The organism is Rhodococcus sp. BH4 (assembly GCF_002079265.1).
Classification (GTDB): Bacteria; Actinomycetota; Actinomycetes; order Mycobacteriales; family Mycobacteriaceae; genus Rhodococcus_F; species Rhodococcus_F qingshengii.
Genome location: NZ_CP014942.1, coordinates 413,314 through 426,042 on the forward strand (window position 1 = coordinate 413,314; position 12,729 = coordinate 426,042).

The window sequence follows — 12,729 nt, forward strand, 5'->3', positions numbered from 1 at the left end:
CTCTCCGGTGTCTCGGAGCATCCGACGCGGTTGCTGTTCAACGGTTCCATGAGCATCTTGACCAACATGATTCGTACATGCGGTGGTTCGGACCTCAGCCGAAGCAACTCACCACCTTTTCCGATCAACTGTGCGAGTGCACCGATCGGCGATGCGCTCTGGGTGCCTTCATCGGCGAAGAATTGGTGGGGGTCGGAAGCTATGTTGCGTTGGAGAGGGTTTCGCCGACTACGGTGGAGTTCGCTCTCGTGGTTGCGCAAGGCGACCGGCTGCACGGAATCGGGACTTCGATTTTGAAGCGGCTCGAGGATGAAGCCTACCTGCATGGGGCACGGCGTATGGTGGCCGAAATTTTGGGTGCGAACGCACCGATGCTGCAGGTCATTCGTGACCGTGGTTGGGCGAATTCGCTTCGTCGTGATGGATCAACGCTGCATCTGGAAGTGAAACTACATGGAGCAGAGTGACTCTCGCGTCGTGACGGTGACGATGAACCCGGCACTCGACATAGCGACCAGCGCGCGTACCGTCCACACGACAGACAAGGTGCGTTGTGCGGCACCTCGTCGTGATCCCGGCGGCGGCGGATTGAACGTCGCGCGAGTGCTCCGGGTGCTCGGCGGCGACGTGATGGCAGTGTTTCCCTCGGGAGGTCATTGCGGCCTGGCGGTCGAGGACCTTCTGATCGGTGAACAAGTACGGTATTGGGCCGAGCCCGTCTCAGGATCGACTCGCGAGAGTTTCACCGTGGACGACGAGTCGACAGGTGAGCAGTATCGTTTTGTGTTGCCTGGACCGATTCTCACCGTTGCCGAGGTGGAATCGTGTCTCGTGCGAGTGCGTGAGTTCGCCGTCGATTCCGGATATGTTGTCGTGAGCGGCAGTTTGCCACCGGGGGTGGGTGCAGGTTTTGTTCAGCAGTTGGTCGATTTCCTGGAGGGAACCGGAGCGCGGCTGGTTGTCGACACCTCTGGCGCTGCATTGCGCGCATTGAAAAGTGGTGTGTATCTTGTCAAGCCGAGTATCCGAGAGCTTCGTGAATGGGTCGACCGCCCCCTCGAGACTCGGGGGGAGCAAGTCGACGCGGCGAGAACTATTGTTGCGCAGAAGGTTGCGGAGGTGGTGGTCGTTTCGCTTGGAGCCGCTGGAGCCTTGCTGGTGACTGCCGACATGTGTGAGTGTGTGCCGTCGGTCGACGTCGTATCGATCAGTGGTGTGGGCGCGGGGGACAGCATGGTTGCGGGGATGGTGTATTCGCTCATCCATCAGCGTTCGCTGATGGATGCGGTTCGGTTCGGTGTTGCAGCCGGGGCTGCGATGTTGAAGACCCCAGGGACGGCACCGTGTTTACCAACCGACGTGGAGGTCTTCTACGAACGGATTCGTGCACGGGCAGATCGGAGAGTGGTCCGATCCGACTAGGTGCCGATGCTCAGTCAAGCCATCGACTCGGATGTCGGCGTCCGCTCGAACGAGATCGGGCGAGGATGATTCGTCGTTCAGCGACCGCGATTGCATGGCGAGCGGTGTCAACCGCGTCAGGGGTCACGGAAACCGACGTGATGCCTTGCCTCACGAGGTGTTCGGCCAGAGTTGGGTTGGTTGACACTGCCTGTCCGCACAGCGAGGTCGTCATGCCTGCGAGGGTGGCACGCTCGATGATGGTGTCGATGGTTTCGAGGACGGCAGGATCCATGGTGTCGAAGAGTTCTTGGCAAATCTCCGAATCCCGGTCGACTCCGAGCACCAGTTGAGTGAGATCGTTGGTGCCGATCGACACTCCGTCGATGCCCATTGCCGCGTACCTGGGAATCCAGTGGGCAACCGAGGGTATCTCAGCCATCACCCATCGAAGCATCCGGTGATCCGCCCCGAGCGGGTGGGCATCCAATTGTGCCAAACAGCGCGCGAGCTCCCATTCGGTGCGAACGAACGGAATCATCAAATGCACGTTCGGATAGTTCTTTCGCGTTTCGGCGATGACATCGAGATCGAGCGCGAACAATTCCGGTTCCCTCACGTAGCGAAAACAGCCTCGGTAGCCGATCATGGGATTGTCTTCGTGGTGTTCGATGTCACCACCTTCGAGATGTGCAAACTCGTTGGTGCGGAGGTCTATTGCGCGGTAGATGACCGGTCGGGCTCCGAAAGCGGCGGCAATACGTGACAGGGCAGAAGACATTTTGGCCACGTACTCTCCGTGGAGACCTCGGGCGATCATCGTGTGGGGATGCAGCCCTTCAAGAGCGTCCATGATCAGGAATTCAGCTCGCAAGAGTCCTACTCCGTCGACGTCCGTGTCCGCTGTCCGTTCTGCAGCTTCGGGAGTCGCCAGGTTCACGTAGACGGATGTCGCGGTCGCCGAACGGGGTGTCGACATTGTCCTCGGCATGGTGGTGGTCGCATTTTTCGAGGAGTCGGCGGTCACGGAATCTGCCGCAATGACCGTTCCTGCAGTTCCGTCGACTGTGATCAAAGTTCCGTCTGCAAGATCCTTTGTTGCCGTGCGTGTTCCGACGACAACCGGTCGGCCGAGTTCGCGACCCACGATAGCTGCGTGGCAGGTAATGCCACCGCCGTCGGTGACGATGGCGGCGGCTCGTCGGAGAACCGGTAACCAGTCCGGTCGCGTCATCGGGGCCACCAGTATTTCGCCGTCGACCAAATCACGACCGTCGGTCACTGAACGCAGGACTCGGACGCGTCCGCTAGCAGTTCCCGGCCCGGCGCCCAATCCCTGGGCGAGGACACGTGTTTTTTCGCCGGCGTCGTGTTGGGCTTCGGCCGGTGCGTCCGGGTGCTCGGAAAGGGTGGTGATCGGGCGTGTCTGGACCAGCCACAGTTGTCCTCCGCTGTAGGCGAATTCGAGGTCCTGTGGTCGCCGGTAGTGCTCTTCCACGGCTGCGGCCAATGCTGCGAGCTGGTGGATCTGGTCGTCGGTCAGGACCTGGTGCTCGCGTTGTGCGAGAGGGATTTCCGACGCCTTTTCAGTCCCTTCGGCCAGCGAGATCGCGAATGCCTGTGAACCGATATGCACATCGATGATGTCGAAGCCCGGTTTCGATACCACGTAAGTGTCTGGTTCCACCTGTCCACCGACCACGACTTCCCCCAAGCCGGTAGCAGCTTCGATGACGATACGGTCCCGCGCACCGGTGCGCGGGTCGGCAGTGAATACGACCCCCGACTGGTCCGATTCGACCATCAGTTGGACGACAACGGCCAGCGACGGCTCGTCCTCAACGCCTTGAAGGTTGCGGTACGACAAGGCTCGATCCGACCACAACGATGCCCAGCATCGCCTTACGGCGTCGATCAAGCCTTCGTCGCCGGCGACGTTTGTGAAACTTTCGTGAATGCCTGCGTACGAGGTATCGGACGCGTCTTCTGCGGGAGCGGACGAACGGACCGCGACACGTGTACCTGATGGCCCCAGCGCGCGATAGCCGTCGATGATCTGCTCTTGCAGCGCTTTGGGTACGACTGATGCTGCGACTGCATCCTCGGCGCTGCGGGTAGACGGTAGTTCCCCTGATTTCAGGTCGACTCTCAAGCCGGAGGCGTCCATGGCGTCGAGATAGCCGGCGGTGGTGATCACGAACCCCGGCGGAACCGGAAAGTTCGATCGCCTCAGTTCGCCGAGATTCGCGGCTTTGCCGCCGACGGTCGGTGCGTCTTCGGGTCCGACAGCGTCGATCGGCTCTACCCACCGACGCCTGGCATCTATGGAACTCGCCTTCATGAGCTCTCCCGTCCGAGTGCTGTGCGCCTGGGTTAGCGAGCGACAGTGTTCAGCAAACTCCGTCCCGCATCAGGTCTACAGAGGCGGAAGTCACTCCCCGCGGGGTCGATTTCCATTGCGCAGGATGCCGAAGACACTTCCGGTTCACGGTTCATGTTTGTCACGCTGGGAACATCATTTCGTCGCGTTCGTGCGTTCGCGAGATGGGACGAAACGTCCAGCGGGATAGCTAGAGGAGAATTGTCATGCGTGCACGAGACATCATGAGTAGCCCTGTGACGACAATCGATCAGGCGCGAAGTGTGGGCGACTGTCTACGAGAGATTGCGCGGTCAGGTTTCTCAGTACTCCCAGTAGTCGACGAGCAGAAGCGACTGGTCGGGATCGTGTCCGAAGGTGACCTTCTCAGAAGTGGGTTCGAACGACTGTCGCAAGAGCATGCGCCCGAGTCGACCGAACAATCCGTCGCTGACGTGATGACGCAACCTGTTGTCGCAATGACCGAAGACGTCGCGGTCAACGACATCGCATCCGAAATGCTGCGTTCTGGGCTGCGCGCAGTTCCGATCGTCCGCCAGAGGGACGTCATCGGAGTGGTAACACGCCAGGATTTGATCGAGCTGCTCGCTCTTGATCCCGATCGAATCGTGGACGAAGTGAGGCACAGGCTCGACATCTACGGTGGACCTGATCTGTGGGCAGTGGGTTTCGTCGACGGAACTTTGACAGTCAGCGGGATTTCCGAAGATGATCCCGAGCGAGGTGTCGTGACTGCACTTGCTTCAACGGTGCCAGGTGTTGACGAGGTTCGACTACGGCCCTGAGGATCGCCGATCCTGCATCGGTCGCGTTGACAAGTGAATCGAGTAGATATGAGTGGCGAACATGCACGATCGATGACGCAGACCGACCTGATGTCTTGGCGGATGGAAGCCGATCCGGTACTCCGCTCGACAATCGTCTCGATCATCGTGCTGGACAGACTCCCAGATCATGAACGATTGACCGCCGCGATGAACCACGCCATCGACGTGGTACCGCTCTTCAGGTGCAAAGCGGTTGCACGACAATTTCCGTGGAAACCTCCACTGTGGGTGGATGACATGGACTTCGACCTGAGTTGGCACCTTCGAAGGTCTTCCGTACCACCGCCGGGCGGTTGGAAAGGCGTCCTCGACTTTGCTCGGATGAGTGGGATGGCGGCCTTCGACAAGGACCGTCCGCTATGGGAACTCACAGTGCTCGACGGGCTGGACGACGGTGCAACAGCGCTCGTAGTCAAAGTTCATCACTCCCTGACCGACGGGGTCGGGGGAATGCAATTGACACGCGAAATTACCGATGACACCAGGACTGGCGCGCCCACTCGGGACAGTGACGAACGCAGACCACCCGTTGTTCTTCCAACACACGAAAACCCACGTGCGGCGATGACCGAAGCGATGGCCCGAAGCGCCGCGCACGCGGTGCGCCATCCCGTCGCGACGATGCGCGACGTGGCACGAATCCTCGGGTCGACGGCGCGTATGACGCGACCGGCGACCACAACGATGTCACCCGTGATGACTGCTCGGAGTACGTGTCGTGGTTTCGGCGTGATCGAATTTCCGGTGGCGGCGCTGGCCGCTGCAGCGGCGGGCACGCAATGCTCGATGAACGACGTGTTCTTGGCTGCGCTTCTACTGGGCATGGCCGACTACCACCGGGGCCGCGGCGACGTGCCGGCTCAACTGAGGGTGACATTGCCCATCAGCCTCCGTGACAGTAGTGATCCGCTGGGAGGTAACCGAATCACTCTTGCAAGGTTCGCTCTTCCTGTCGATATTGCAGATCCTGAGAAACTGATCCGTCGTGTTCACATAATCGTTGACCGTTGGCGGAGCGAGCCGGCGATTCCGCTATCTCCCTACTTGGCCAGGATGCTTAACTTGCTGCCCGTCGCGGTCACAGGCGACATGCTCAAGCACATGGATTTTGTTGCTTCTAACGTCGTGGGCTCTTCGACACCGTTGTACCTCGCCGGTGCGCGGATAACCCGTCAATTCGCCTTCAGTCCTACCCTCGGGGCGGCTTTCAACGCGACTTTGATGTCGTACGCCTCGCATGTGTGTGTCGGGATCAACGTCGACGTGAGAGCAGTTCCGGATCAACCCGCACTGATGGCAGCTGTCGCGGAAGGGTTTCGCGCCGTGCTGGCGCTTGAGCCTCGTCAAATAGACTCCATGGTGACAACGTCGTGCTGACACTTGAACGCGGCCCGGCCGCAGGGACTGTCTGGGTGGTTCGTGAGCATCCCACCGAGGTTCGTTGGCTTGGGGCGTTGGAAGCGCGGCGGGTGCAGGACCTGATCGACGCCGAGCAACGGAATCGCACAGCGGTAGCGCGCAGTCGGTACCGCGAGGTGTTGCGCAGTCGGATCGTCTGGCAGCTGGTGGCGACATATTTTCTGTGGTTTGGTGCAACCTTTGGCGTCGTCCTCTGGTTGCCGACAGTGATCAAGAACGCCTCCCCGTCCAGTTCTGCTCTGCATGTTGGGTTGCTCAGTGCGATCCCGTTCGTTGTCGCGCTGATTGCCATGTTGCTCTGGGGGCGGTTTGGGCGAATGTCTATCGCACGTAATGGAATTGCGTTCTCACTTGCCGCCGCAGGATTTGCCATCCTGGGCGGTCAACTTATTCACAATGGGACCGGACAACTTCTTCTGCTCTGCGTTGTTGCTACAGGCGGCTATATGGCAGTCGGAACCATGCTCGCTGTCCCGAGCGTGATGTTCCCTGAGGCTTCCGCCGGCGTCGTGGTCGCGGTGATGGCAACGATGGGAAGTGTCGGCGGGTTCGCCGGACCGTTTCTGGTGGGGTGGTTGTCGCAGATAACAGGGTCGACGCTGACCGGGTTCGCCGGACTTGCAGCCTGCTTCCTCGCCGCGAGCATACTGGCGTGGTTCACCATTCCTGGGGGCCGTTTCCCCATGGAGGCCGTTGCAGTAGAGCCCAACCAGAGTCTCTCGGAGACTGGCGTTTCCAAGGATGCGTGATTGGAACCGTCGAGGGTGCCCTCGGAACCGATCGTTGCCGCACCCCGAGGCAGCTCCATGACACCACTGGCAGACCGTGATCGAGTACTGCGACACCATGCCCGAATAGACGGAGACGTAGGTCGTTGTCGAGTCGGGTTCCGGCGGTTATTCGGAGCTCGGCGGGACCGGCAAGTCTGATGTGAACATCACGTTCCCCGAGTCGTTCCAACGTATGTTCGGCCTCGACCTGGCAAGGGAGGTAGTGGAAGTTCGTCTGGCTTGCAACGACACCGACATCAGCTGCCTGAAGTTCACGGCGAACACGCTCTCGTTCGGAAACTATCGCTGTAACGCGAGACTCTACGGCGGATTGTGCGCGACGATCCAACGAGGCGAGCGCTGCCACTTGAGCGGTCCAACTGGTGGCAAAGGGTGCGGTAACCGTGCGAAGAAGGTTCGGCGACATCGGGAGAGGAGAGTGCATACCCAATCCACAGTCCCGCAAGGCCGGCAGCTTTTGAGAAAGACTTCAAGACAAGAAGATTCGAATAGTGAGGCATCAACCGGAGGCCGCTAGCCGCGTCGGGGGCGGTGACGAAATCACGGTAGTACTCGTCGACGACGTCCAACCTCAGGAAGGATTCTCGAAGCATTTGTCCGAGAGGATATTCCGGATTCTCGGTCTTGAGCAGTCCGCGCTTCGCGCTACGAAGAGCATGCTCGTCGGAGTTCATGACCTTGAATCGGCGCTCGCTCACGAACGGCGCCACCTGAAGGTTGCGATGTCGACGCCCTCCTACGCGCACGAAATCAGATCGTTTGTCGTTGATGCGGTACACGGTGTGAGTCGACCACCGACGATCTGTCAATCGAGTCAGGTAGTGGCCGTTCCTCCGCGGCCACTGAGCATTTTCGATCGGTTACTGGTTCAGATGTGATTCGGGCACCAGTTGAAGGTCCTCGAAGTTTGGACGACAGTAACCATAGAAACTGGCTGCACTGACCGAATGAGCATGAGACAACATCTTTGGTGCGATCGGTTGAGCTTGCACTTCACCAGATCGTCTGCGCGATGTACCTATGAGGCATTGTCGACGAACGTCATCGTTTTTCCTGGCGCTCGATCCGGACTGTTATCAGAGCTGACTGCAGGAGCGTGAACCGGCAGGAGCGTGAACCGGCAGGACGATGCTCCACGCCGGCCTCGGACGGACATCATGGGTGACAGCTCCAGCGAGTGATGGCGGTATCGAGCACACTCAACCTCCTGCTCTGCCAGAACGTGTCGCTGGGCCCCGAACGTAGTTGCCGCGAAGTTGCTCTGCCAGAATTGGAAGATGACCGACAAAAACGGCAAAAGCAATGATGTGACTGCAGTAGGTTCCCGTGTGCGAATCACGGTGTCAGACTCCGATGCCGGTGGCAGCGTGGCATGCACGGGTGTGGTGATCGAGGACTACGAGGACATGGTCATTGACCGCGGTTCGGTGGGGCGGGACTGGGCTCCGGTGCATCGGTGGGCGATCGCACTCGATGACGGGCGCCTGATCTTCGCGAACGACGACGACCTGACGCCGGCGGAATAGGGCGCATCGGAAGCCTGGAACGCTTTGCGAGTCCATTCGGCAAGAGCAGCGTCAGACTCTGCTGCCCGAGGCTGTTTGGTGGTCGCCTAGCAAACACCCAGGAAGCGTAGGTCGAAGTGTCCTGTGGTCGGTGCGGCGGAAATCGTATGCAGGTCCCCGGTACGCCCCGCGGGTGAGGGATCGGGCGATGTCGGCCCGGTAAATCTCGTCGGCTTCGGCATGGAGAACGGGATCACTCTCGAGTCGCAGGATGAATCGGTTCGTCGTACATACGACGGAAGTGTTCGGCACGGAGGTCCTTGAGCAAATTTGGCTGCTTCCTTCGAACCGGGTTTGTCTTACTGGTTGAGCTGTGTTGGGGTTATCGGGTTACCACCAGGTCATACTTTGGTACGCTTAAAGTATGACCAGGAAATTTACCATAAGTCTTCCTGATGAGGATGTGCATCTACTCGACGAGTATGTGCGTGATCACGGGCTTCGTGGTCGGTCGGCAGGAATTCGAGCTGCGCTCCGCCTTCTCTCGACGTCCGGACTCGAACGTGACTACGCCATCGCCTTTGCTGAAGATGACGTAGATGAAGTGTGGGACGCTGTCTCGGCAGACGCCGAATGATTCGGCGCGCACACATCCACTGGGTGGATCTCGATACCGCGCAGGGCAGTGAAGCGGCGAAACGACGACCGGCGGTGGTCGTGAGCAACGACCGGGCCAACGCCACTGCGGAAAATCTCGGCAGGGGCGTGATCACCGTGGTTCCGTTGACTGCCAATACTGCGCACGTATTTCCGTTTCAGGTGATGGTCGAGCCCGACGAATCAGGTTTGGCGCGAGCGTCGAAAGCACAAGCGGAGCAAGTGCGTTCGGTATCGGTTCGGCGTCTGGATCCTGCACCTGTCGGCAAGGTCGGGATGGAGACTTTCGCCGCACTCGAGGACGCGCTGCGGCTGCACCTCGATCTGCAGTAACTGAGTGGTATGTGACCGGGTGATCGCCTCGATCGTCGGGCGGCGGTTGCCGAAGGCCCTATGTAATCTGCCCGCTCGCTATCTGTTTCCCGTGCCAGCGCGGCAGTGAGAGTGCGTCTGACAGGTGGGAGGGCGACGCGGCTCGATAGTAATTGGTCTCTATGCAGCGAACGAACCGAGGGGCGGAACGCCTAAGGTGTGCTGGTCCAGCCGTCCGGGGTGTGAAGTACTCCGTTCACTCGCACTGGAATAGGGGGTCCTCCGGCGTCCCCTACTGTTCGGCGGCGTATCTCGTCGAGGATTTGCTTGTTCGACATTTGTTGCAGCGACATCCTGGTTGGAGAGAGAGGGCGGTTCTCTTCTTCGGTCATATAGCCGGCGGCGATCAGCACGTCTTGTATGGGCGCATCGAACAACACTGCGACCTGCCGAAGAACTTGCGGGGACGGTGATCGCACGATCGTTGCCCAATGACGCAACAACGACGGATACACCCCTAGCTCCCGCGCGGCCTCCTCGGTGCTCTGGTAGCCCCGAGCATCGATCTGATCACGAATCCACGCTCCGAATCCTGTCCGCATGGCCTGTATTTTTTCATGGATCCGTGGACTCGATGTCGATGTGGCGCTGCTTACTGAATTCTCTCGGGGTTCGTGAGTTTTGACGACCGTACTTCTGTCGTGATGGTGCGAAAAGCTCGGTGGCTAGTCGAGTCGTTCCGACACCGACTCAGGGTGTTGCTCCTACACCGATGTCGAGAAGGACACTCAGCGGCCACTGCGTCCGCGGGTACGGCAATGGCTTCTGACTCGGTATCGGCTGAATCACCAGGGATTTCGTTGGTGTGGTTGCCACCGTGAGCGACGGTCATCTCGGATTCGGGTTTCATCGTCCCTTGGTTCGGCACGTACGCCGCGTGTCCGGTATCGGGGTGCACTACCACCGCCGTACTGCCCGCCTGTCCTGTAATCGCTCCTCGCGGACCTCTGAGTGCCGTCATCGACGGATTCGCGGATGCACCTCTCATCCAGTGTGCACTCCTGACCTTTCACGTCTGTCGTCGGAACAGTGGACGAAGATCCCAAACATTGAGCACTGCAGGAAAACTGGCCTCTTGGGTTCGAATTTGGCTAACATCTTGTTGCTGCGGTGATTCTGAGTGGTCAGTTCGTCCGCGCAGGGCCTGCCCTCCGGTTGTTCACTCGCCGGGCGGCGGGCTTCTACCTCGCCCCGATTGTCACACGATCCGAATAACTCGGGTGCGTGGCGACGGTACAGACCCGGCCCTCGTCGGAGAGTGAGGAACTTGGTATGACCGCCAACGGATCATCTGCCAATGCGCTTCGTGATGCGCGGCGGGCACAGTCGAGACGAAAGCTGGCGGCCTTCTCATGTCTCGTCTCTTTGCTTCGAGCGCCGGTTGGTTCTTCGTCCGTGGCGATGGCTTGGTCTGTTCACGATGTGGTGGAGTGCCGGCCGGCTGGGCGAGCGTGATCGTGCGAGGTGAGGCGCGGGTGGGAAGAGTCTTTCGGGATGTGGGAATCGCGGGGCCGTGGTGGTCAAACATTCGTCCTGTGTGGCTCGGCTTTTGGTGGACCGGACAATCAGAGGAGGCCTGTCTTTTTGAAGAAGCTAGTGACAGCAGCGCTGTCGGTCATGCTGTAGACATCGATTGTGAGGCCGGTTTCCATGTTGACGTAACTTCCCGATACTTGTCCGGTGGCGCCGTCACTGATGTTGACTCCTGCTGTGCGGGCGTCGTTTTCGACCAGGGTGTAGTTCCCGTAGTCGTATTCGCGGTATCCGAGAAGTGTCTTTTTCGCTTGTTTCAGGTCGAGGCTGGCTGTGAAGCGATTGCCGTACTCGGAGAAGCTTTCAGCGAGTTGGTTGGATTTCTTGATATCGCAGCTGATCACGAGAGCACCGTCGGTGGTAAAGGTGGATTGTCGGCAGTTTTCGGAGGCACTGCTCAAAGCTGTGGGGAGGGCCGCTTTGACGGTGTCGGCGTCGGTGACCGGTCCGGCAGTCGTGGTCGTTGAGGATGTGCTGCCAGCGGCTGCTGGATTGTCCACGTTCGAGTTGCCCGGTGACGGGCGCAGAACGATCACGGCTGCCACGATTGCGCCGATGACGACGAGAGCGCCGCCGGCGGCAAGGTACTTGAGTTTCTTGGAGCTGGACGGGTTCGACGTGTGAGGTCTTTGGGTGGTGGCGTTGAGAGTGAAGGCGGGTTGCATCTGCCCAGGGGCGGGTTGGGCGTTCGGGCTTGCTCCGCTGCCAGGCGCAGCGAGCCGCGGGTTGGGGTAATCACGTCGAACCCCAGCACCGATGAGTGCGCCCTGGGCGACAACTGTTTTCGGGTCGTCGAGCGTCGCGATCGGCCCGAGGGCAGCGAGTCGTTGATGGACCAGTGGGATCCGTGACGAACCACCAGTCAGGTACAGGGCCGAGAGCTGACTCGGATGAGTGATGCCCGCATCGGTGAGTGTTTGTCGCGTCAAGGCGACTGCACGGTCGACGGCTGCGGCGATGAGGGATTCGAATTCCGGGCGGGTGATGGACAGTGTTTCCTGATGTCCATTTCCGTTGACCGTGATCGTCGCTGACGGGCTCGAGGACAGCAGTTCTTTGGCTCGCTGGATGGAGTCGTCGAGACTACGGGTGACGTGCAAGGGCGCGGAGGTGCGGATGAAGTGCAGTAGATCGGGATTGCGGTCATTGAGCATGTGATCGACCCACCCTCGTAGTACCGCGTCGAGGTTCTTTCCGCCGAGGCTGTTGTCGCCGCGCGCGGCGATGATGTCGAACGAATTGGCATCGGTGGCAGTCAGGACGGCAATGTCGAGGGTGCCGCCGCCGAAGTCGAACACTGCGATCTTCGTGCCGGCGGGCATGGTTTCGGTGCGTGAGTAGTAGTGCGCGGCGGCCCGGGGTTCGGAGACGGTACTGACGCGTCCCGATCCGTAGCCGACTCTGGCCGCAGCGTCGAGCAACACCCCGACCTCGCGTGGTGACCAACCCTCTGGATGGGTCAGGACCAGATGGGAGGGCGCTTGGTCACGGTGGGCGGCGGTGGCACGCCCGATCACCGTGTGCAGGACAGCAGCGACCGGCAACGAGGCGGGGATGTCGTAGCCGTTGACGTGCACCATGCCTTGGCCTACGACGCGTTTGGGGGACGGAATGAAGGCCGCTGGATTCGTCTCGGCCCGATTCAGGGCGACGTCGCCGACATCGATAGTCGCTGGTGATTCCACGAATACGGCCGAACTCATCAGATTGCCCTGGTGGGTCAGAGACAGAGTTTCCACTGCTCCGGTGACAACACCGGTGTGCGCGGCGGCGGTATTCGATGTTCCGAAGTCGACGCTCAGCATCCAACCCGACATGATGTATCTCTTTCCTGTGATTGCTTG

The 12,729-nt window shown here is 60.0% G+C and carries 11 protein-coding genes and 1 pseudogene; 8 read left to right on the plus strand and 4 right to left on the minus strand.

The window, feature by feature from the left end:
• Window positions 1-77: 77 nt before the first annotated feature.
• Window positions 78-467, plus strand: coding sequence for a GNAT family N-acetyltransferase (locus A0W34_RS31260; RefSeq protein WP_232330136.1), 390 nt, complete (start codon window positions 78-80; stop codon window positions 465-467).
• Window positions 454-1,422, plus strand: a complete 969-nt coding sequence (locus tag A0W34_RS31265; RefSeq protein ID WP_081559336.1) for a 1-phosphofructokinase family hexose kinase — start codon at window positions 454-456, stop codon at window positions 1,420-1,422. The genes A0W34_RS31260 and A0W34_RS31265 overlap by 14 nt, the downstream gene beginning before the upstream one ends.
• Before the next feature lie 10 nt (window positions 1,423-1,432).
• Here the strand turns inward: A0W34_RS31265 and ppsA are convergent, their stop codons facing one another.
• Window positions 1,433-3,742, minus strand: coding sequence for a phosphoenolpyruvate synthase (gene ppsA / locus A0W34_RS31270; protein WP_081559338.1), 2,310 nt, complete (start codon window positions 3,740-3,742; stop codon window positions 1,433-1,435).
• A 245-nt stretch (window positions 3,743-3,987) separates the two neighbouring features.
• On the opposite strand from ppsA, the gene A0W34_RS31275 reads away from it, so the two are divergent.
• From A0W34_RS31275 to A0W34_RS31285, 3 genes are all read left to right on the plus strand, one after another.
• Entirely contained in the window at window positions 3,988-4,566 is a 579-nt protein-coding gene (locus A0W34_RS31275; RefSeq protein WP_064688400.1) for a CBS domain-containing protein, read from the plus strand.
• Window positions 4,567-4,638: 72 nt separating this feature from the next.
• Entirely contained in the window at window positions 4,639-5,985 is a 1,347-nt protein-coding gene (locus A0W34_RS31280) for a wax ester/triacylglycerol synthase domain-containing protein (RefSeq protein WP_232330099.1), read from the plus strand.
• Window positions 5,979-6,776 carry an MFS transporter gene (locus A0W34_RS31285; protein ID WP_081559342.1) on the plus strand — a complete coding sequence of 266 codons (798 nt, stop codon included), beginning with the start codon at window positions 5,979-5,981 and terminating at the stop codon, window positions 6,774-6,776. Before A0W34_RS31280 ends, A0W34_RS31285 begins: the two co-directional genes overlap by 7 nt.
• Here the strand turns inward: A0W34_RS31285 and A0W34_RS33895 are convergent.
• Both A0W34_RS33895 and A0W34_RS33900 read right to left on the minus strand, forming a co-directional pair.
• A complete protein-coding gene (locus A0W34_RS33895; protein WP_143541244.1) occupies window positions 6,685-7,242 on the minus strand; it encodes an aminotransferase class I/II-fold pyridoxal phosphate-dependent enzyme in 558 nt (185 codons plus the stop codon). The two genes, A0W34_RS31285 and A0W34_RS33895, sit on opposite strands and share 92 nt — an antisense overlap.
• Window positions 7,226-7,492: pseudogene (locus A0W34_RS33900) on the minus strand (aminotransferase class I/II-fold pyridoxal phosphate-dependent enzyme); the annotation flags it as partial. The pseudogene A0W34_RS33900 and the gene A0W34_RS33895, both read right to left, overlap by 17 nt.
• A 603-nt stretch (window positions 7,493-8,095) precedes the next feature.
• Between A0W34_RS33900 and A0W34_RS31295 the strand changes: the two are divergent.
• The 3 genes from A0W34_RS31295 (at window position 8,096) to A0W34_RS31310 (ending at window position 9,313) form a co-directional block, all read left to right on the plus strand.
• Entirely contained in the window at window positions 8,096-8,344 is a 249-nt protein-coding gene (locus tag A0W34_RS31295) for a hypothetical protein (RefSeq protein ID WP_076948940.1), read from the plus strand.
• Window positions 8,345-8,747: 403 nt separating this feature from the next.
• The gene (locus A0W34_RS31305) at window positions 8,748-8,960 is read left to right on the plus strand and encodes a ribbon-helix-helix domain-containing protein (protein WP_076948938.1); all 213 of its coding nucleotides are present in this window, start codon (window positions 8,748-8,750) and stop codon (window positions 8,958-8,960) included.
• Window positions 8,957-9,313, plus strand: a complete 357-nt coding sequence (locus tag A0W34_RS31310; RefSeq protein WP_076948937.1) for a type II toxin-antitoxin system PemK/MazF family toxin — start codon at window positions 8,957-8,959, stop codon at window positions 9,311-9,313. Before A0W34_RS31305 ends, A0W34_RS31310 begins: the two co-directional genes overlap by 4 nt.
• A gap of 1,604 nt (window positions 9,314-10,917) precedes the next feature.
• Here the strand turns inward: A0W34_RS31310 and A0W34_RS31320 are convergent.
• Window positions 10,918-12,702 carry an Hsp70 family protein gene (locus A0W34_RS31320; RefSeq protein WP_081559348.1) on the minus strand — a complete coding sequence of 595 codons (1,785 nt, stop codon included), beginning with the start codon at window positions 12,700-12,702 and terminating at the stop codon, window positions 10,918-10,920.
• Window positions 12,703-12,729: the final 27 nt, after the last annotated feature.